Origin of the sequence: Eudoraea algarum (assembly GCF_050589645.1) — a bacterium.
Classification (GTDB): Bacteria; Bacteroidota; Bacteroidia; order Flavobacteriales; family Flavobacteriaceae; genus JBNGOQ01.
The window spans coordinates 886,487-905,711 of the sequence record NZ_JBNGOQ010000002.1 but is presented as its reverse complement, the minus strand read 5'-3'; the positions used below and the strand labels follow the sequence as shown (position 1 = coordinate 905,711).

The following is a 19,225-nucleotide window of genomic DNA, read 5'->3' as shown; positions in this document are numbered from 1 at the left end:
CCTTAAATGGGAACATTTAAAATAGAGGGAGGTCATCAGCTTCATGGCGAGATTACACCCCAGGGCGCCAAAAATGAGGCTTTGCAAATACTTTGCGCCGTACTTCTCACTCCCGAAACGGTTACTGTTCACAATATTCCCGATATCGTTGATGTCAACAAATTAATTTCCCTACTAGAGGATTTAGGGGTAAAGATCCAAAAGAAGGATAAGGGTTCCTATTCTTTTAAGGCAGACGATGTTAACTTGGATTACCTGCAATCGGACCAATTTAAGCAAGACGGAAGAGGGCTCAGGGGTTCCATTATGTTGGTAGGTCCCTTATTGGCCCGTTTTGGCAAGGGTTATATTCCCAAGCCTGGAGGTGATAAGATTGGACGACGCAGACTGGATACCCATTTTCAAGGATTTATCAATCTCGGTGCCCAATTTCGGTACAATAAGGAAGAGCATTTTTATGGGGTCGAGGCCAAAAAATTAAAGGGCACCTACATGCTTTTGGACGAGGCATCTGTTACCGGAACGGCCAACATTGTTATGGCTTCGGTACTGGCCGAAGGGCGTACCACCATATACAATGCGGCTTGTGAACCCTATTTGCAGCAATTGTGCAAAATGCTGAATCGTATGGGAGCAAAGATTTCGGGCATAGGCTCCAATATGCTACTGATCGATGGGGTTGCGCAGTTAGGAGGTACCGAACACACCATGCTTCCCGACATGATCGAAATTGGTAGTTGGATCGGTTTGGCGGCTATGACCAAAAGCGAACTTACGATTAAAAGTGTAAGCTGGGACGATCTGGGACTAATTCCCTCTGTATTTGAAAAACTTGGAATAACGGTAAAGCGTAAAGGGGATGACATTCTCATACCCGAGCATAAAGATGGCTATAAGATCCAAAACTACATAGACGGATCTATTTTGACCATAGCCGATGCACCCTGGCCGGGACTTACACCAGATTTGTTAAGTATTATCCTGGTCATCTCCACCCAGGCAAAGGGAGAAGTGCTGGTGCATCAAAAAATGTTCGAAAGCCGTTTGTTCTTTGTGGACAAACTGCTTGATATGGGCGCAAAAATTATCCTTTGCGACCCGCATAGGGCCACCGTCATAGGACACGATTTTAAATCGACACTGAAAGCTACCACTATGGTATCTCCGGATATTAGGGCAGGGGTATCCTTGTTGATCGCCGCTTTATCGGCCAAAGGCACTTCCACAATCCACAATATTGAACAAATCGATCGGGGCTATGAAAATATCGATACCCGTCTGCGGGCCATAGGGGCCAAAATAGACCGGGTCTGATCGGAAATCCATAACATTTACTTTACATTTCGGCTGTTGCATTTGGATCGCTAATAGTTTAAATTTAAGGGATGGAAGTAACCCCCCAAGATTTAAGACAGGTTTCCGCAATTTCCGAGGTTCCCGAGGAGCAATTACTGTGGCTTATTCAAAATTCCCATGTGGAGCGCATACCCGTTGGTGGATTCATATTCACAAAGGGCGATCCCATTGATAAGCTCTATATTCTGCTCGAAGGCGAGGTGGATATCAAGATAGAACAGAACGGGAATTATAAATTGGTGGCCAAGGTTCATAAAAATGGTATCTCGGGCTCCTTGCCCTATTCCCGGGCCACCACCGCCATCGGTTATGGGGAGGCCGTTAGGGAATGCAAGGTGTTGGTTATGTCCAAGGAACACTTTAAGGAAATGACCACCAGCTTTTACGAGCTCGCAGAAGCTTTTGTCCATGAGATGACCTCCCGGACAAGGGAATTCGCCAAAAGCAACGTTCAGGCAGAAAAAATGATGGCCTTGGGTAAACTATCTGCCGGACTGGCCCATGAATTGAACAACCCGGCTTCCGCCATGGCCCGTGGTGCCAAGGAATTAAAAAAGCACTTGGGGAACGTACCCGAAAAATTCAAGCGGGTCATTTCCATCAAGGCTACCCCCGAACAGATAGATGTTATCAACGATGTGCTTTTTGATAAATTGACCCATAGGCCCGAAAATAATATGGGCCTCATGGAGCGGACCGAAAAAGAGGATGCCCTGGAACAATGGTTGGAAGAGCACGGCGTTGAGAACGCCTACGAACTGACCGAGACCTTACTGGATTTTTGTATGGATGCCAAGGCCATGGAAAAAATCTACGAAGCCACCGGCGATACCAATTTCCCATCGGCCATTGAATGGATAGAAAACGTACTGACCACCGAGAAAATGGTCGATGAGATACAAGAGGCTGCGCAACGTATTTCGGACTTGGTAGCTTCCGTAAAGAGTTATACGCATATGGATAGTGCACCGGAGCGCCAGCCAACCGACATTAGGACCGGTATAAAAAGCACACTGACCATGCTGAACCACAAGCTGAAACAAAAAAAAATAACCATAGAAAAGGAATTTGACCAAGATCTGCCACACCCCAAGATTATGGTCAGCGAAATAAATCAGGTTTGGACCAATTTGATTGATAATGCCATAGATGCCATGAACCCAGGAGGTAAACTACAGGTACGTAGCCGAAAGGATGGGAACTTTGTCAAGACAGAGATTATAGATAATGGTAAGGGTATTCCGGAAGCGCATCTGAATACCATTTTCGATCCTTTTTTTACGACCAAGGCCATAGGCGAAGGCACGGGAATGGGATTGGAAGTGGTACAACGCATCATAAATCAACACCAAGGGGAGATTAAGGTCACCTCCAAACCTGGAGAGACCAAGTTTATCGTTTGTTTACCCATTGCTTAAGCACCCATTAGATACATGAAGAAACCTATAATTTTTGCAATAGACGACGACCCACAAGTCTTGGCAGCAGTGACGCGTGATTTAAAATCGGAGTATCAAAAGGACTACAGGATCCTTCGGACCGACTCACCCAAGGAGGCGCTCGAGGTTTTGGTGGAACTGCGGAAAAAAGGCGAAGCGGTCGCTTTGTTTTTGGTAGACCAGCGCATGCCCGAGATGCTGGGGGTGGAGTTTTTGGAAATGGCCAAAGAACATTACCCCAAGGCAAAAAAGGTCTTGCTCACCGCCTATTCAGATACGGACGCGGCCATACGGGCGATCAATGAAGTACAACTGGACTACTATTTATCCAAACCGTGGAACCCGCCGGAGGAAAAACTCTACCCGGTCTTGAACGACCTGCTGGAGGTATGGCTTTTGGATTACAGGCCCGAGTTTGATGGCATTAAGGTCCTGGGCTATCAATTTAATCCACATACCCACACCATTAAGGATTTCTTGTCCAGTAATTTGTTTCCCTTTCAATGGTTGGATGTGGAGACCAGTGAAAAAGCCAAAGAGGTAGCCACACTGCACGAACTGGAAGCAAAGGATATGCCCGTGGTCTCTTTTCCTGATGGGGATTGTATGACCAACCCTTCTATTTTGGAGCTTGCCGAACGTTTGGGGCTTAATGCAAATGCGAAGGAAAGCCTCTACGATGTGGCCATCATCGGCGCTGGACCATCCGGTCTGGCGGCAGCCGTATATGGCGGTTCAGAGGGCTTAAAAACCCTTTTGATCGAGAAAAAAGCGCCAGGAGGGCAGGCGGGGACCAGTTCCCGTATCGAAAATTACCTGGGGTTTCCAAAGGGACTCAGCGGACAGGAACTTACCCATAGGGCCATTACCCAGGCCAAACGCTTTGGTATAGAGTTCCTATCACCCCGAGAGGTCAAGGCCATCAAAACCAAGGACAATTATAAAATTTTGGTATTGGATGATGGGAGCGAGGTGCAGACCAAAAGTATTGTGGTCTCCACGGGGGTCAATTACAGAAAACTACCTGCCGAGGGTGTGGAGGAGTACACCGGGGCCGGAATTTACTACGGCTCTTCCATGACAGAAGCGCAGGCATGCAAGGACAAAGAGGTGTATATCGTAGGTGGCGGCAATTCGGCTGGGCAATCCGCGGTGTATCTTTCCAATTTTGCCAAGAACGTGTACATCGTTATCCGAAGGGACGACCTATCGAGCAGCATGTCCCAATACCTGATCGATCAAATTGAGGCCATTGAAAACATACGGCTGCTTCCCAATACCAATATTACCAAGGTCACAGGCGAGAATGGCCGCTTATCCGGCGTGACCTTGGAAGACAGCAAAACGACAGAGGTACGGGAGGCGCAGGCCCAGGCCTTGTTTATATTTATTGGATCTCGTCCCTATACCGATTGGATCGCCCTGGATATTCTTAAGAACGAAAGGGGCTTTTTGGAGACGGGAAGAGACTTGATCAAATACGACGACTTCAAAAAAATCTGGAAGAAAGAACGCGAACCCTTTTTGCTGGAGACTTGCAGCCCGGGTATTTTTGCTTCGGGCGATGTCAGGGCCGGGGCGATGAATCGGGTGGCTTCGGCGGTGGGCGAGGGCTCTATGGCCATTAAATTTGTACATCAATATCTAACGGAAATATAGCTATGGCAACGAAAAGAGCAAAGTGCGAACACTTGGAAGCGTTTGATCCCGATACCAAAAAAATGGCCAAGGCCTATGAATGTGAAACCTGTGTGCAAATCGGAGACTCCTGGGTTCATCTGCGAACGTGTCAGGCTTGTGGGGTTACGCTTTGTTGCGATTCGTCACCCAACAAGCACGCGAGCAAACACTTCCAGGACCATGGGCATGCCGTAATTACCTCGGCCGAACCCAATGAAAATTGGGCCTGGTGCTATCAAGATAGAACCTTTTTAAAATTTTAAGCATGGATAGTACACCTTGGAAAGAACAGGAGTTGATCAACAACGATACGGATGCAAAAAAGAGATTTGAACTTAAACATGACGGAGATACTGCCTTTATTGACTATATGATTTCCAAACAGGGCATCATTTACCTTACCCATACCGAAGTTCCCCCACAGTGGGAGGGAAAAGGTGTGGGCAGTGCCCTGATCTCCAAAACCTTGGATTTCATCACGGAGACCCAATTAAAAATGGCTCCGCTTTGTCCTTTTGTAGCGGCCTTCCTTAAAAGACATCCTGAGCGGGCAGTGGGTATATTAGCACCGGGTTATTCGGTGGCCTAGGATACCCTGAAGGCAGGGATACTTATTTCTCCTCTAAGGAACCATCCGGATATTTGGCAAACCGTCCCTTCTCCCTGGGATGCACATTATCGTTATAAGGCCACGGCCAGCCGCCAAACTGCGTCAGTTGATACTCCTGCATGGCTTGTTGTATTTCCATATCGGTGTTCATTACAAAGGGTCCATATTTAGCCACGGGCTCGTTGATCGGTTTTCCCTGTAACAGTAGAAAATGTGCGCTGGAAGTTCCATTCACTAGAGTGACTGCTTCTTGCGAATGCAGTGCGATGCCGTTGTTGGGCCCGACCTTTTTTCCGTCAATGTTTATGCCTTCACCCTCATAAAAATACAGGGTACGGTTTACTTCGCTCTCTGAGGGGGGCAAGGTAAAGGAAGCACCCGCATCTACATGGATGTTCCATATGGCCACCTCGTTTTTGGGGTCGGCCGCCCAACTGTTTGGGGCTGGCGCCGGAGCCGCTACGCCCTCGTATTTTCCTGCGATAACTTTTACCAGTGCAGTGGCCGACTTTACCACCGGGATATCCTCGCTCCAGAGCATAGCAAAATGAGGGTCTACAAATTTGTTCTCCTTGGGGAGATTCAGCCAGATCTGGAAGAGCTCCAGCGGGTTTTCCTCTTCCGTTTTTAAGAGGGGAAACATTTCCGAATGCTGAACGCCCCTTCCCGCGGTCATCCATTGCACATCCCCCTCGCCAAACCTACCGGCCGCTCCCAAGGAATCCGAATGATCACAAAAGCCTTTGTTAACTATGGTCACGGTCTCAAATCCGCGATGAGGGTGTGAGGGAAAACCCGGAATCGTTAGTCCATGGTACATACGCCAGCCATCTTTGATCGTAAAATCATTGCCCAAATTCCTTCCCTCAAGGGAAGTGGCCGGCTCCATGGCTTCAGTGCCCTTGGGGTAATGGTCCAAATGATATACCGAAAACAAAAAGGGATCCTGGGTGTCCCAAGGGAATCCCAAAGGAAATACACGCTTTATTACGTTGCTCATGGTTTATATATCTATACGTATAAAAATACGGTATAAAGTGGTGAATCGCTACTGGAAGCTTGGTTTTTGGGATATGGTTCTATTAAAAATTGTTAAAGCGCTGTATGGAATACCATAGGAAGACGTCCTAATAGGGAAGCTAAAGCGTTGTTATGGGAAGAAAATTACTTGTGATTATGATCTTATGGGCCAACGGTATGTTTTCGCAGGAACCGGCGGAAAGACAAAAGATTCAGGAAATACAAATAGAAGGCCTAAAGCGTACCAAGGAAAACTTCTTAAGGCGACTCATCAAGGTAAAGCCCAATTCGGTCTATGATTCACTAAAGGTGGTCACGGATGTGGAACGCCTAAAACGCCTTCCGGGGATAGCCAGTGCTTCTTACGATTTGGAGCAAGAACAGGAGGGCTATGTACTTACTTATACGGTGGTGGAAAATTTCACTATTATTCCGGGCCTACGTATAGCCACGGCCAATAATGGGGACTTCGCTTTTAGGGTTTCTGTGTTCGAGTTCAACCTATTGGGGAACAATCAACTCCTAGGCGGTTTCTACGAGCGCGATGTATTTGACTCCTACGGATTTTTTTGGGAACATCCCTTCTTATTTAGTGACAAGGTGGGGGTCGGCTTTGCCTACCAGGACCTAACCACACAAGAACCGGTTTTTTTTGATGCGGGAACCAAGGATTATCGGTTTAATAGCAGATCAATTGAGGGAAAATTGCTGTTCTCCTTCGATTTTCACCATGAGGCGGAACTGGGCCTGAGTCTAATAAAGGAATCCTATGACTTTATTGGTGAGGACGAGAATATCCTACCGGATACACCTTTTTTCCTGGAGGCGAACAAGGTGGCCTATCAAGGGGTATATAGGTATGTGGACCTGGACATTGATTATCAATATTTTGATGGGATTACTAGTGAATTCACGGGGCAATACATCCAATTCGTCAATGGGAGTGATCAGGCATCCATTTTCCTCGATGATTTTTTGTCCTTGCGAAACGATTTAATTTACTATAAAAAAATAAGGTCCAGGGGCAATTGGGCCAGCAGATTACGTGTAGCGGCGGCCTTCGGGAATGAGGATTCCCCATTCGCGCCCTTCACCCTGGACAACCAATTGAACATTAGGGGCGTGGGCAATACGGTGGATCGCGGCACGGCGGCCATAGTCCTCAATACGGAATACCGCCATACCTTTTACGAACGCAATTGGTTTGTGCTCCAAGGCAATGCATTTGTCGATGCGGGGAGCTGGAGAAACCCTGGCGGGGACTTTTCCGAACTATTCGACGGCAGCACGGCAAGGGTCTATCCGGGCGTTGGCATTCGTTTTATCCATAAAAGAATATTCAATGCCGTATTCCGCCTGGACTATGGTTTTGGACTTACCAAAAATGCCACCAATGGTATCGTATTCGGGATTGGGCAATATTTTTGATGGGATATGGGCCTAGTGTTCAGCCGTGTTGATTTCGATCCAATAACCATCGGGATCTTGTATGTAGATTTGTTTTACCCCGTCTACCCGATTGGTAATGGTGTCCCTATTTCCCGGCCAGTCCCAGTACGCCACGCCATTTTCCTTTAAGTGGGCAATAAATCCCTCCAGATTCTGCGTAGCCAAACAAAGATGAATGGATTTATCCTTGTTGAACACAATACTGTCCTTTTCGATCAAATGGATCTGGGAATTACCATGTACCAAAAACCAACGGAAACCGTCCTTCCGTTCGGGGTGGGGTATTTCCTTTAATTTCAGAATGCCGCCGTAGAATTCAGCACTTTTATCCACGTCCGTGACCACAATAGCCTGGTGGTCAAATTGAAAATCAAAACTTTGACCTTGAGTGGTGGTACAAAGGGCAAAAAATAATAGCAAAAAGGTATATTTCATTACAAGTGGTTTTTATAGTCTTCTGAGCAGGATTACCGCAACGGGACCCATATTTTAAGCGTTCCTAGGCACGGGTTCAGTTTTGTTCATAGGAAACAAATGCAAACTGTTTACCATCTGGCGACCATGATGGGACGTTAATAGTACCTTGGCCTCCTGTAAAAGTACAGAGGACCTTGCTGCTCATATCGGTAAGGTCCAAAAGTCGCAAAGCCACCTCCTTCATCGGTGGGTGTTGCTCGCCCTGATCCTGTAAATAGGCAATATACACTACGTAGCGCCCATCTGGTGAGGGATGCGGAAACCAATTGGAGTAGGGGTCATCGGTCAATTGCTTGGCCGCACTTCCATCGGCCAGCATCCTCCAGATCTCCATACGTCCCGATGCAAAGGAATTGTAATAGATATACTTCCCATCGGGCGAATAGTCGGGTCCGTCGTCCAGGCCTGGTGAATGGGTAAGCTGGGTTTCTGCCCCGCCCTGTACCGGGATGGTATAAATATTGAACTGTCCTCCACGTTCTGCCACATAGGCCAAGGTCTCGCCATCGGGCGACCATCCATGCCAGTAGGAAGGATAATTGGGTGTAATCAATTGAGGGGTTCCACCGTTTATGGGCAGGGTATAGATTCTGGAGGTGCCAGAATTTTTTTTGTGCTCTGGTTTGTCCAACACATCATTATTGCTGATAACCAGGGTCTTTCCATCCGGTGAAATGCCATGGTCGTTATTGCAACGGTCGGCAAATCCGGTAGGGATTAAGTGTTTTCCGGGGACACCGGGTTCAATTTTGTAAAGCTTGCCCTCACTGTTTACGATCAGAAATTTGCCGTCCAAGCTCCAATTGGGCGCTTCAAAATGGCCTTCTTCAAGGTAAATGGTCTCCCGATTATCCGTGGTAAGGTCGTATACTTCCAACTTCGAAGTCAGGGTGGGGTTTTGTGCAGTCATGATATTCAATGCAAAGAGCAACGGAAAATAAACGTGCTTCATTTTTTACAATTGTTCAAAGGAGGCTATAGCCTGTTCAAAAGTCTCCTTAAGTTTTTCCTTTTTATCTTTTAAGGTCCAGGCCGTAATCATATACACATGATCCTTGCCCTCAACAAACCCTAAGGTGTATGCCAATTCGTAATCTGGCGCTACCTTGCCGTCAATTTCCAAAATTTCTGCGTCCAAACCATTTATTTTCATGGTTTTAGGCGTGGTTTGATCTTCGATTGCCACATTTTCGCTTAAAAATTGCAGGCGTATATCCCTGTAGTTCTGGACCACGGATTTGGACTCGTCCCATTCATCCAACTCCTTAAAAACCTCCATCAATTCCTGTTTAGGCTCGTCTATGACCACGAAGTAGACTTCCTTAAAAATGTTCTGATATTGTAACGAGGCATCCCTGTTGAGGTTTTTGGCCTCCTTCATATATTTTGGAAGCGCTATGCTATATTGATCCTTGATGGTAACCGTATTAAAATCCTCGGAGGCCAAAAGCTCTTTTTTCTCCTTGTTTTTCCCTGTTCCGGAACACGAGACCATCAGGAGTATGAAAAGAAATAATATGGTATTTTTTATCACGTTTGTTATGCTTGGTTGTTTGAACTAAATTAGGAATAAAATGCATAATGCACCCCACTAGAGCGATTTTATTACCTTACAGGGATTCCCATAGGCCAAAACATTATCTGGAATATCCTTGGTCACAACAGAACCTGCTCCTATGGTTACGTTATCCCCGATGGTGACCCCGGGCATGATTATCGTATTACCTCCAATCCATACATGGTCCCCTATGGAAACGGGTTTCGTGTAGGTGATATAGCTCCCGGTGTTCTTTTTGGGGTCTAGGGTTCTTTCCGAAGCCTTTAAGGGGTGTCCGGCCGTGTATATTTGCACAAAGGGTGCGATAAGGCCGTTTTTCCCGATGGAGATCTTGTTATCGTCCAAAAAAATACAGTTGGTATTGATAAAGGTATTTTCCCCTATGGAGATATGCTCCCCATAATCGCAGAAAAAAGGCGCATTGATCCATACATTCTCTCCTTTATGGCCCAAGAGCTGGTTTAGCAAGGATACGGTTTCGTCCCCGTTCATAGTGTCCAGATTGTTATAGGTCTGCAGTAGTCTACGGGCCCTGTGGTACATGGCCAATAATTCCGGATCCCGCGAATTGTAGTGCATGCCCGCCAACATTTTTTCCTTCTCTGTCATGTCTTAGGGTTGTTCAATTTTATATTTTAAAATATAGGTAGGGGTAAGCTTAGCTTCATCAATAACGGTGTAGGTATCTTGATTCAGATTATCCAATTGACTGTTGGCCAGGACATAGATATGCCCTTCGGCTATGGCCAGGGTGGTAGGGAGGTTCATTTTTTCATGCCCTACCAAAAGGGGGATGATGCCCCCAACGGTTTGCTCGTTTTCTGACAGGGGTATTTTTATCAGTCCATGTGCTTCCTTTTCCCCTCCGTTGCGTATGGCATATAGATGGCCCGCATGGTACTTTAAACCGTCCAACCCAATTTTGGTGGTACCCTCGTGCTTGCCGTTGAGAATTTCACCGGTCTTTATATCCACCACACGTATTCCATGGGACCAGGAATCCACGAAGAGCTTGGTATTGTCCTCGGAGATTGCGATTCCATTTGGATACTGGATCTGTGCATCATCGAGAAAAACGGACAAGGATCCGTCCGGATAGTCAAGTTTATAAACGCGGTGCCTTTCGGTATCCGTGATAAAGATTTGCCCGGAACGGCTTATGGCCAGATCGTTCATCAAATGGTTTCCCTCCTCGTTGAGTTTATAGGAGTGGAGTAGGGAGCCATCTTCCAGATCAAGCACCAATAGTATGGAGCTCCAGCTATCATTTTTCTTCTCGCTGCCCAAGGCAAAAAGGCGATGGTCTTTTACCGTGATTCCTATGCCCGGTTTGTAGCCATACGCTCCGGAACCAATAAAGTCTATACTTTTTCCCGATGCAAGGTCGGTTTCCACAATTTTCCTCCTATGAATGCTACTGAGGTATAATTTCCCCTGTTTGGAATCTACGGCTATGCCTTCAGGAATCAGTGCCTTGTCATAGGAGATTTCCAAAACTTCGGCCTGCGCCATGCACCCTAACCCGTAGAGCAATAGGAGATAAGAAAGGTATGTTTTCATCTGCACGGATGGGATTGCATAAATTTAAAAGGGATAAAAAATCAATTCCCTCCAATGGGTGGGGGGCCTTCGGGTACAATGGCCTCATATACCTCGTCCCCTTTTCGTTCCCGATATTCGGACTTTATCTTTTCCACCAATTTTGGATCTTCAAAAAGATCTACCATGGTCATTCCCATGGCCTTGGCTGCATAGACCATGCCCTTATGGCCAATACTCATCCCTCCGCAGGCCACTACAGCCCATGAATGCCAGGGTGTATCTTTTGGTGCGGTGGTGACCCCCAGGTTAATGTTGGCAACGTTCCAGCTCACATCACCCACATCTGTTGAACCTCCACCAGGATGCTCCTTGGTTTCTTCCAAGGGCATAATGGAGGCATCCATGCCCACTTGGGGTTTGCCCGTTACTTCCTGTATTTTTTTACCAAAGGCGCTTTCCTGATCGGTGTATGAGATGGGACCTAAAAGCTCCAGGTTCTTCTGCATGGCCTCACCACCGGCGCGATTCACCAAAACTTCGTAAATGCCGGAAATCAGGGAAATTTTATAGTCTACATTGGCCAAAATAGCCGCCCCTTCTGCCATTTTTTGTACGCGTTCGTAAACGGGGAGCATACCGCTTCTTTTCGTATCCCGCACGCGCACCCATAACTTGGAATAATCGGGTACCACGTTCACGACCTGACCGCCGTCCTGGATATGATAGTGTATCCGTACCGTGGGTTTAATGTGCTCCCGATAGTAATTAATGCCGGCGGTGTACAACTCAAGCGCATCTGATGCGCTGCGCCCGTTCCAGGGGTCTGCGGAGGCATGTGCCGCCTGGCCAAAAAATTCGACCTTAAAATCGACCAATGCCAGCGAGCTTTGTACATCTGCCCTGGTGGAAGCACTGGGGTGCCAACTGAGGTTAACATCTACTCCGTCCCAAAGCCCTTCGCGTACCATCCAAATTTTTCCAAAGAATTTTTCCTCCGATGGCGTCCCAAAAAACTTAATCGTGCCTTTTAACTTGCCCTGCTCAATGAGTTCTTTGGCCGCGATGGCCGCTCCCAAGCTTCCTGCGCCAAATAAATTATGTCCGCACCCATGTCCTGCGGCCCCTTCATTGAGGGCTTCCTTGGTGGGTTTTGCCTTTTGGGAAATACCAGGGAGCGCGTCAAACTCACCTAAAACGCTTATTACCGGAGACCCCGAACCGTAAGTGGCCACAAAGGCCGTTGGCATACCTGCAACACCTCGTTGCACCGTAAAACCGTTTTTCTCGGCATAGTCCGCCAGAATTTTTGAGGATTGGTCTTCCTCAAAAGCGGTTTCCGCCAAAGCCCAAATGGAATCGCTTATTTGTATTAGCGCTTCCTTGTGTTTTTCCACTGAGGCGATAGCCGCCTTCTTGTTGCTGTTCATTTTTTGACCGGATACTATCGCTGCAGCGAGCAATAATAGTCCTAAGAGCATGTTTTTTCTCATTTGTATTGAATTAGCCGTTGTATTTTGTATGGTAATGTTCGTATGAGGCGGAGATGAGCTGGGTAAGTATGTCGGTATCCACGTCTTTCAGCCTTTTGATATAGAGGCATGACTTTCCCGTTTTATGCTTGCCCAATTTTTCCATCAGTTCAGGATAGCGTTTAAAACCCGTCATGATATACAGGGCAAAGTTTTGTTTCCTGGGGGAGAACCCTGTCAGCAACATATCCCCTTCACGACCCGAATTGTATTTGTAGTGATAACTTCCGAAACCCACTATACTGTTTCCCCACATTACAGGTGGCTGCCCGGTAATTTTTTTCATCAGTTGCAGCAGTGCATAAGCATCTTCGCGTTTGGTATCTTCTTCCACGCTATCCAAAAAAGCGGTCACGGAGCCTTGGTTGGGAATGGTCTTGTTCTGTGCCATATACGTACTGTTTTCAGAGCCGTATAAATATACATTTTAATGCTAAAAGGACCGCGACCTTAGCAACATATTCCATAAAAATACCTGCTGTGTCGAAGGCGCTGTCCGGCATCAAGATATGGTTTTTTGGGTTTCCATGGCCCTATGCCAAAGCCTTCCTGTATACTTGAAGACATCGCTCGCGCGCTGTTTTATGGTCGACCATAGGTGAGGGATAGCTGAATTCCTGTAAGTCCGGTATCCATTGTTGGATGTAGCTACGATCCTTGTCGAACTTTTGAAGCTGGGTCATGGGGTTAAAAATGCGAAAGTAAGGAGCTGCGTCCACTCCGCTACCCGCAGCCCATTGCCAGTTGCCCACATTGCTGCTCAATTCATAATCCAATAGCTTTTCGGCAAAATAGGCCTCGCCCCAGCGCCAATCGATGAGCAAATGTTTACATAAAAAACTGGCAACCAGCATACGCACACGATTGTGCATGTACCCTGTGGTGTTTAGCTGACGCATTCCAGCATCCACCAAGGGATAGCCGGTCTGCCCTGTTTTCCATTTTTCAAAATCCTTCAAATCCATGCGCCATGGAATTCGGTCATACTTGGGTTTAAAAGCCTTGGTTACCGTATGGGGGTAATGCCATAGAATTTGCATGAAAAATTCCCGCCAGATCAGTTCGTTCCAAAAGACTTCCTTTCCCAAAGACTGTTTTACAAGCTCTCGGATCGACACCGTTCCAAAGCGCAGATGAGGACCCAATCTGGAGGTCCCATTCTCCAACCCTGGAAAATCGCGGGTGTTGCCGTAGTTCGCCAAAAGGTCGGAATCCAACATGGCGTCCGGAACAGTGATGTTCGAAGGTTCAAAACCCATTTCCTGCAGGGTACAGGAAGGGGAGTGTTCCATTTTTAGAACATTTTGAAGGTAGGGGACGGTGTCATAGCATCGAAGATTCCGCTCCTGATTGAAAACCGCCTTCCATCGCTTCATATAAGGGGTGTAGACTACATAGGGTGTGCCATCGTCCTTTAAGATTTCACCTTTTTCAAAAATAACCTGGTCTTTAAAGGCTTCGAAGCCTATGCCCCTTTGGGACAAAAAGTTGCGCACATCGCGATCCCTTTCCAGAGCATAGGGTTCGTAGTCATGATTCGTGTAAACTGTATGCACGTCATAGCTGTCCATAAGCATTTTGTAGACCTCCAAGGGCTTTCCGTGGAACTGGGCCAAGCCACTACCAAAATCGTTTCTTAGCCTTTGATCCATTTCTTGAAGTGACCCATGAATAAAGGAGACCCGTGGATCGTTCTTGGGAAGTTGGTCCAGAATGGCCGTATCAAATATAAATATGGGCAGTACGGGATAGCCACTTTGTAATGCGTGTAGCAATCCGGCATTATCCTGTAGCCTAAGATCTCTTCGAAACCAAAAAATAACCAATTTGTCCTTCATTATGGTACAAAGCTATTGTTGTTTCCGTATGGTTTCCAAAGTGGCATATTTTTGATACTAGTAGGAAGTTAATTTCAATTCACTGGGCTGGCCTGCCATTTTCCCAAACAGTTCGGTAAGTTTTTGTTCCCGATACCTAAAAATCTTTTGCAGTTGTTTTTTGACTAAAAAGGGGTGGGTTAGTTGCCCCAACCAACCAGCCGGAAGTTTATAATCTATGATATCCTCCATTTGTACGCCGCCCTCTATGGGGCGTAGAAAATGTTTGTGGTGCCAAAAGGAATAGGGGCCAAACCGCTGCTCATCCACAAAGTATTCGCCCTTCCTTACATGGGTAATTTCGGTTACCCATTTGGTCTTAATGCCTGCAAACGGGGATACGGTGTATTGTATGATCTGTCCGGGAAACATGGGCCTGTCGGCGCCCGACTGTATGTTAAAGCCCATGTGGTCCGGCGTAATGATTTGTAGGTTTCTGGGGCTGGAGAGGAATTTCCAGGCCTTTTCCTGGGAAATGGGCAGCGCTTGGCGCGAATACAACTGGTACAATTTCATAAGGGACAAAGATATATATTGTTTATCAAAAAAAGAAAAAGATTAAACAATTTACCATGGATAAGGGATTGGCAGGCCTTTCACAGCATTCTGCCGAATGTTTTTGCATTCCTTTGGAGAAATTAAACGTACGACCAGCTTTGCGCGTACAGCAAAAGATTCACCTTGCTTTTTTCCGACCATCCTTTTTATAAGTGGCTTGGGCGGTTTTTTTATACCATAAGATTTCAAATTATTATCTTATGCCGAGAACCTTACAGATGAAAACATCGCTGTTGTATCCTTGTTTTTTCTTTTGTGCTTCCCTACTTTGTGCACAGGACGGGATTCGCGAGCTAGGGATATTGCCCAATGAGGTGGAAGAAACCTCAGGACTTGTTTTTTACAATGGTCGTATCCTTACCCACAACGATTCTGGAAATGACCCACAGCTCTTTGAAATTGACACCCTATCCCTCGAGGTTTTGCGAACGGTCCGCATTTCAAATGCCGAGAACGTGGATTGGGAGGATATGGCTCAGGATGAGGCGTATTTTTACATTGGTGATTTCGGTAATTTTAACGGTGATCGAAGGGATTTAGCGGTATATCGCGTCGCAAAGGCCGATTATGATTCCTCTGACACGGTAAGTGCGGACAGAATCGACTTCACCTATGCGGACCAGACCGATTTTTCGCCAACGTCCCGGAGCAATTGGGACGCGGAGGCATTGGTTGTACTAGGGAGCGAATTGGTGATATTGACGAAACAATGGCAGGACTTGGGCAGCGTGGCCTATGCTTTACCCAAAGTGCCTGGAAGTCATATTGCCAGAAACCTGGGGAGCTATCCCGTAAACGGTTTACTTACCGGCGCGACCTATAATCCTACTACCCAAGTGCTGTTCCTTATTGGATATAGCGAACTTCTACTCCCTTTTACCTTACGGTTTTCCGAGGTAACGATCGACTCCTTTTTTGTTGGAGACGGGGAACGGATCAACCTGAACATAGGTTTTGCCCAGATAGAGGGCATCACATTTTCCACTGAGGCCCAATATTTTGTTTCTTCCGAACGCTTTGTAAATGACAATCCGCCCATTACTGCAGCGTCGCGTTTGTTTTCCTTTAGCATCGCCATAGACGCCGAACCGGTTGACGAAACCCCTGAAGAAGGGAATCAATTGCTGCTGTACCGAAGATTGGGCTCTGGAGATTTAGGGTATGAACTCCAGACAGAAAGACGGATTTTTGGGCGGGCGATCTTTGATGCTCTGGGAAGGCGAATAACCTATACCCGAGCCGATAGGATATCGGGCAATACCGTGGACATATCCGGTTTGCGTGCGGCAATATACTATCTCACCTTTTACCTGGATGACGAAATCTTGTCCAAACCCTTTGTGCTGGACTGATTTTATACCGGACCGCTTTTTATTTAAGGATTTATTAACAAGGGAGCTATACCATTATATTTAGTTTTGTAGGAACACGTAAACCTAAATTAAAATGAAAAAATTATCTCTTTTATTATGTACTGTGCTTGCTTCGTTCACCATGCAGGCGCAATTGACCACCCCTCAGCCCAGCCCTACTGCAAAAGTGGAGCAGAAAGTTGGCCTTACCGATGTTACCTTGGAATATTCCAGGCCATCGATGCGGGACAGAACTATTTTTGGGGAACTTGTTCCTTATGACAAATTATGGAGAACAGGGGCCAATAAAAACACCATGATCACCTTTGGTGATGATGTGGTTGTGGACGGACAAACCTTAAAGGCCGGTTCCTATGCCATCTTTACAAAACCGGGTGCCACTGCTTGGGAAGTTATTTTTTACGCCGATACCGAAAACTGGGGAACACCTAGGGAATGGGACGATAGCAAAGTAGCTGCCAAGACCACAGTAGAGGTGTATAACATGCCTATGGCCATTGAGACCTATACGATGACTTTTGATGACCTTAGCAACAATTCCGCTACTTTGGGAATGTTATGGGAAAAAAGCTATGTAGGTGTAAAGTTTGATGTGCCCACCGTTGAAAAAGCGGTGAAGAGCATAGAGAGCGTTATGAACGGTCCTAGTGGAAATGATTATTATGCCGCTGCGTCCTACTACTATGAGGAAGGAAAGGATTTGGCCAAGGCTAAGGAATGGATAGACAAAGCCGTTGCTGCCGACAAGGAAGGCCGGGCTTTTTGGGTAATGCGCAGACAATCCCTTATTTATGCCAAAATGGGTGATACCAAAGGCGCTATTGAAGCAGCTAAGAAGTCTTTGGCTTCTGCCACGGCCGCTGATAATAAGGACTACGTAAAACTTAATCAGGATTCCCTTAAGGAATGGGGTGCGCTGTAATGGCGATAGAAAATTCTTGAAAACTAACCCTGACCTTTTCGGTCGGGGTTTTTTTATAGGGTAATGGGCGGGTTCTTCAGCATGCGATCAAAACTCTCAAGAAGACAGGCCAAGACAATGACCAGCGCACAGCCAAAAGCATTGAGCCATAGATAGGACATCCACTCATAGTACCATCCAAAAATGACAATGGCCTGGGTGATGATGGCGGCAACGAAAACAGCGTTGCCCTTTACGAACTTGAAAAAGAAGGCCAATAAAAAGATGCCGAGTACATTGCCGTAAAAAATGGAGCCAATAATATTTACCAATTGGATCAGGTTATCGAACAGGTTGGCGTAACAGGCAATCAGAATGGCAATGATTCCCCAAAGCATGGTAAAGCCCTTGGACACCAATACGTAGTGCTTGGGCGAAAAGGTCCCCTTTCTGTTCCTTTTGTAAAGGTCTAGTGCTGTAATGGTCCCCAAGGCGTTTAATTCCGAAGCCGTAGATGACATAGCGGCTGAAAGAATGACCGCCAAAAGCAACCCGATCAGGCCCCTGGGTAAATGGTTCAGTATAAAGTGGATGAATACGTAATCCTTGTCATTGGTTTCCACAGATGCATCTGCCTGCTGTATCATGGCCCTGGCAGCGTTTCTATTACTAAGTTCCTTGCGATTAAGAAATTTAATCTCCTGCTTGGCCGTTTCAATGGCCTCTGCCTCCCCGAGTTCCAAGGCCGCTGAAAATTTGTTCTGGGCCAGCTTTTTTTCGGCCTCAAGCACCCTATGGCCTTCTTCCAATGCCTTGTAATCCGCTGCATATGAGGAAGCGGCCACGGCATTCGTTGCAGCCGGATTAAAATTCAGGGGAGAGGCGTTGTACTGATAAAAAACAAAGACTAAAACACCTACCAAAAGAATCAAAAACTGCATAGGTATTTTTAAGACGCCATTGAAAATGAGGCCCAACTGACTTTCGGTGACCGATTTTCCAGAAAGATACCGCTGCACCTGACTTTGGTCCGTACCAAAATAGGAGAGTGCTAAAAACAGCCCTCCCGTAATACCGCTCCAAAAGGTATAGCGACTTTTGGTGTTGAGGTCAAAATCGAGCACGTTCAATTTATCACTGGCCCCAGCTATTTTTAGTGCCTTGTTGAAAGAGATGTCCTCTGGCAGGTACCCCAGAATAAAGAAGAAGGCCGTGAACATTCCGATCATCATGATGAACATTTGCTGCTTTTGGGTCACGTTCACCGCTTTGGTACCTCCTGATACGGTATAGATAATGACCAAAACCCCAATGATGATGCTCAATGTTCTAAGGTCCCATCCAAGTACGGCCGATAGGATAATGGCAGGGGCAAAGATGGTAATCCCCGCTGCCAAACCACGTTGGATCAAAAATAAGATCGCCGCCAAAGTACGTGTTTTAAGATCAAAACGATTTTCCAGAAACTCATAGGCCGTATACACCTTGAGTTTATGGTATATGGGAACAAAAACGACACAAATGATAATCATGGCCAGGGGCAATCCAAAGTAGAACTGAACAAAGCCCATACCGTCATGAAAGGCTTGCCCGGGTGTGGACAAAAATGTGATGGCACTGGCCTGGGTGGCCATCACAGACAGGCCAATGGTCCACCATTTGGCTTTGTTTCCACCAAGGACATAATCGTTTACATCCTTATTCCCCTTGGTTTTCCAGACTCCGTAGCCCACGATAAAGAGCAAGGTTCCGACAAGAATGATCCAATCAAGTACTGCCATATTATCTAAATGCGGTCATAATAAAATAAAAGATCACTATGTATGCGATGTTGACGAGGAGTACTAGGGTGTATT

19 protein-coding genes are annotated in these 19,225 nt (G+C 46.5%); 8 read left to right on the top strand and 11 right to left on the bottom strand.

Features of this window, described 5'->3' with window-relative positions; genetic code table 11:
* The first annotated feature begins 6 nt into the window (after nucleotides 1-6).
* The 5 genes from murA to ACRD67_RS10400 all read left to right on the top strand — a co-directional run bounded on the left by murA (nucleotide 7) and on the right by ACRD67_RS10400 (nucleotide 5,064).
* Entirely contained in the window at nucleotides 7-1,314 is a 1,308-nt protein-coding gene (gene murA / locus ACRD67_RS10420; protein WP_430967080.1) for a UDP-N-acetylglucosamine 1-carboxyvinyltransferase, read from the top strand.
* Between the two features lie 71 nt (nucleotides 1,315-1,385).
* Nucleotides 1,386-2,774, top strand: coding sequence for an ATP-binding protein (locus tag ACRD67_RS10415; RefSeq protein WP_430967079.1), 1,389 nt, complete (start codon nucleotides 1,386-1,388; stop codon nucleotides 2,772-2,774).
* Between the two features lie 15 nt (nucleotides 2,775-2,789).
* Nucleotides 2,790-4,454 carry an FAD-dependent oxidoreductase gene (locus ACRD67_RS10410; RefSeq protein WP_430967078.1) on the top strand — a complete coding sequence of 555 codons (1,665 nt, stop codon included), beginning with the start codon at nucleotides 2,790-2,792 and terminating at the stop codon, nucleotides 4,452-4,454.
* A gap of 2 nt (nucleotides 4,455-4,456) precedes the next feature.
* Nucleotides 4,457-4,738 carry a UBP-type zinc finger domain-containing protein gene (locus tag ACRD67_RS10405; protein ID WP_430967077.1) on the top strand — a complete coding sequence of 94 codons (282 nt, stop codon included), beginning with the start codon at nucleotides 4,457-4,459 and terminating at the stop codon, nucleotides 4,736-4,738.
* A gap of 2 nt (nucleotides 4,739-4,740) precedes the next feature.
* Nucleotides 4,741-5,064 carry a GNAT family N-acetyltransferase gene (locus ACRD67_RS10400; RefSeq protein WP_430967076.1) on the top strand — a complete coding sequence of 108 codons (324 nt, stop codon included), beginning with the start codon at nucleotides 4,741-4,743 and terminating at the stop codon, nucleotides 5,062-5,064.
* A gap of 22 nt (nucleotides 5,065-5,086) precedes the next feature.
* Here the strand turns inward: ACRD67_RS10400 and ACRD67_RS10395 are convergent, their stop codons facing one another.
* Nucleotides 5,087-6,085, bottom strand: coding sequence for a pirin family protein (locus ACRD67_RS10395; protein WP_430967075.1), 999 nt, complete (start codon nucleotides 6,083-6,085; stop codon nucleotides 5,087-5,089).
* A gap of 152 nt (nucleotides 6,086-6,237) precedes the next feature.
* On the opposite strand from ACRD67_RS10395, the gene ACRD67_RS10390 reads away from it, so the two are divergent.
* Entirely contained in the window at nucleotides 6,238-7,533 is a 1,296-nt protein-coding gene (locus ACRD67_RS10390) for a POTRA domain-containing protein (RefSeq protein ID WP_430967074.1), read from the top strand.
* A 12-nt stretch (nucleotides 7,534-7,545) separates the two neighbouring features.
* Here the strand turns inward: ACRD67_RS10390 and ACRD67_RS10385 are convergent, their stop codons facing one another.
* From ACRD67_RS10385 to ACRD67_RS10345, 9 genes are all read right to left on the bottom strand, one after another.
* Nucleotides 7,546-7,989 carry a VOC family protein gene (locus tag ACRD67_RS10385; protein ID WP_430967073.1) on the bottom strand — a complete coding sequence of 148 codons (444 nt, stop codon included), beginning with the start codon at nucleotides 7,987-7,989 and terminating at the stop codon, nucleotides 7,546-7,548.
* 76 nt (nucleotides 7,990-8,065) lie between these two features.
* The gene (locus ACRD67_RS10380; protein WP_430967072.1) at nucleotides 8,066-8,983 is read right to left on the bottom strand and encodes a TolB family protein; all 918 of its coding nucleotides are present in this window, start codon (nucleotides 8,981-8,983) and stop codon (nucleotides 8,066-8,068) included.
* A 3-nt stretch (nucleotides 8,984-8,986) separates the two neighbouring features.
* Nucleotides 8,987-9,565: a hypothetical protein gene (locus ACRD67_RS10375; RefSeq protein ID WP_430967071.1), complete on the bottom strand. Its 579-nt coding sequence runs from the start codon at nucleotides 9,563-9,565 to the stop codon at nucleotides 8,987-8,989.
* 57 nt (nucleotides 9,566-9,622) lie between these two features.
* The gene (locus ACRD67_RS10370) at nucleotides 9,623-10,198 is read right to left on the bottom strand and encodes a sugar O-acetyltransferase (protein WP_430967070.1); all 576 of its coding nucleotides are present in this window, start codon (nucleotides 10,196-10,198) and stop codon (nucleotides 9,623-9,625) included.
* Between the two features lie 3 nt (nucleotides 10,199-10,201).
* Entirely contained in the window at nucleotides 10,202-11,149 is a 948-nt protein-coding gene (locus ACRD67_RS10365) for an SMP-30/gluconolactonase/LRE family protein (RefSeq protein ID WP_430967069.1), read from the bottom strand.
* A 41-nt stretch (nucleotides 11,150-11,190) separates the two neighbouring features.
* Complete coding sequence (locus ACRD67_RS10360; RefSeq protein WP_430967068.1) at nucleotides 11,191-12,621, bottom strand: amidohydrolase; 1,431 nt, start codon at nucleotides 12,619-12,621, stop codon at nucleotides 11,191-11,193.
* A gap of 10 nt (nucleotides 12,622-12,631) precedes the next feature.
* Nucleotides 12,632-13,051, bottom strand: coding sequence for a DUF1801 domain-containing protein (locus ACRD67_RS10355; RefSeq protein WP_430967067.1), 420 nt, complete (start codon nucleotides 13,049-13,051; stop codon nucleotides 12,632-12,634).
* Nucleotides 13,052-13,193: 142 nt separating this feature from the next.
* On the bottom strand, nucleotides 13,194-14,498 hold the full coding sequence (locus ACRD67_RS10350; protein ID WP_430967066.1) for a cryptochrome/photolyase family protein: 1,305 nt from the start codon (nucleotides 14,496-14,498) through the stop codon (nucleotides 13,194-13,196).
* Between the two features lie 57 nt (nucleotides 14,499-14,555).
* The gene (locus tag ACRD67_RS10345; RefSeq protein ID WP_430967065.1) at nucleotides 14,556-15,053 is read right to left on the bottom strand and encodes an SRPBCC family protein; all 498 of its coding nucleotides are present in this window, start codon (nucleotides 15,051-15,053) and stop codon (nucleotides 14,556-14,558) included.
* Nucleotides 15,054-15,295: 242 nt separating this feature from the next.
* Between ACRD67_RS10345 and ACRD67_RS10340 the strand changes: the two genes are divergently transcribed.
* Nucleotides 15,296-16,447 carry a hypothetical protein gene (locus ACRD67_RS10340; RefSeq protein WP_430967064.1) on the top strand — a complete coding sequence of 384 codons (1,152 nt, stop codon included), beginning with the start codon at nucleotides 15,296-15,298 and terminating at the stop codon, nucleotides 16,445-16,447.
* 94 nt (nucleotides 16,448-16,541) lie between these two features.
* Nucleotides 16,542-17,390, top strand: a complete 849-nt coding sequence (locus tag ACRD67_RS10335) for a DUF2911 domain-containing protein (RefSeq protein ID WP_430967063.1) — start codon at nucleotides 16,542-16,544, stop codon at nucleotides 17,388-17,390.
* A gap of 53 nt (nucleotides 17,391-17,443) precedes the next feature.
* On the opposite strand, the gene ACRD67_RS10330 is transcribed toward ACRD67_RS10335, so the two are convergent.
* The gene (locus ACRD67_RS10330; RefSeq protein ID WP_430967062.1) at nucleotides 17,444-19,150 is read right to left on the bottom strand and encodes a sodium:solute symporter family protein; all 1,707 of its coding nucleotides are present in this window, start codon (nucleotides 19,148-19,150) and stop codon (nucleotides 17,444-17,446) included.
* Nucleotides 19,151-19,225 lie beyond the last annotated feature (75 nt).

Bases quoted from the DNA above. Each gene is read 5' to 3' on its own strand.
- murA (WP_430967080.1), top strand. From the start codon at position 7: ATGGGAACATTTAAAATAGAGGGAGGTCATCAGCTTCATGGCGAGATT.
- ACRD67_RS10415 (WP_430967079.1), top strand. From the start codon at position 1,386: ATGGAAGTAACCCCCCAAGATTTAAGACAGGTTTCCGCAATTTCCGAG.
- ACRD67_RS10410 (WP_430967078.1), top strand. From the start codon at position 2,790: ATGAAGAAACCTATAATTTTTGCAATAGACGACGACCCACAAGTCTTG.
- ACRD67_RS10405 (WP_430967077.1), top strand. From the start codon at position 4,457: ATGGCAACGAAAAGAGCAAAGTGCGAACACTTGGAAGCGTTTGATCCC.
- ACRD67_RS10400 (WP_430967076.1), top strand. From the start codon at position 4,741: ATGGATAGTACACCTTGGAAAGAACAGGAGTTGATCAACAACGATACG.
- ACRD67_RS10395 (WP_430967075.1), bottom strand. From the start codon at position 6,085: ATGAGCAACGTAATAAAGCGTGTATTTCCTTTGGGATTCCCTTGGGAC.
- ACRD67_RS10390 (WP_430967074.1), top strand. From the start codon at position 6,238: ATGGGAAGAAAATTACTTGTGATTATGATCTTATGGGCCAACGGTATG.
- ACRD67_RS10385 (WP_430967073.1), bottom strand. From the start codon at position 7,989: ATGAAATATACCTTTTTGCTATTATTTTTTGCCCTTTGTACCACCACT.
- ACRD67_RS10380 (WP_430967072.1), bottom strand. From the start codon at position 8,983: ATGAAGCACGTTTATTTTCCGTTGCTCTTTGCATTGAATATCATGACT.
- ACRD67_RS10370 (WP_430967070.1), bottom strand. From the start codon at position 10,198: ATGACAGAGAAGGAAAAAATGTTGGCGGGCATGCACTACAATTCGCGG.
- ACRD67_RS10365 (WP_430967069.1), bottom strand. From the start codon at position 11,149: ATGAAAACATACCTTTCTTATCTCCTATTGCTCTACGGGTTAGGGTGC.
- ACRD67_RS10360 (WP_430967068.1), bottom strand. From the start codon at position 12,621: ATGAGAAAAAACATGCTCTTAGGACTATTATTGCTCGCTGCAGCGATA.
- ACRD67_RS10355 (WP_430967067.1), bottom strand. From the start codon at position 13,051: ATGGCACAGAACAAGACCATTCCCAACCAAGGCTCCGTGACCGCTTTT.
- ACRD67_RS10350 (WP_430967066.1), bottom strand. From the start codon at position 14,498: ATGAAGGACAAATTGGTTATTTTTTGGTTTCGAAGAGATCTTAGGCTA.
- ACRD67_RS10345 (WP_430967065.1), bottom strand. From the start codon at position 15,053: ATGAAATTGTACCAGTTGTATTCGCGCCAAGCGCTGCCCATTTCCCAG.
- ACRD67_RS10340 (WP_430967064.1), top strand. From the start codon at position 15,296: ATGCCGAGAACCTTACAGATGAAAACATCGCTGTTGTATCCTTGTTTT.
- ACRD67_RS10335 (WP_430967063.1), top strand. From the start codon at position 16,542: ATGAAAAAATTATCTCTTTTATTATGTACTGTGCTTGCTTCGTTCACC.
- ACRD67_RS10330 (WP_430967062.1), bottom strand. From the start codon at position 19,150: ATGGCAGTACTTGATTGGATCATTCTTGTCGGAACCTTGCTCTTTATC.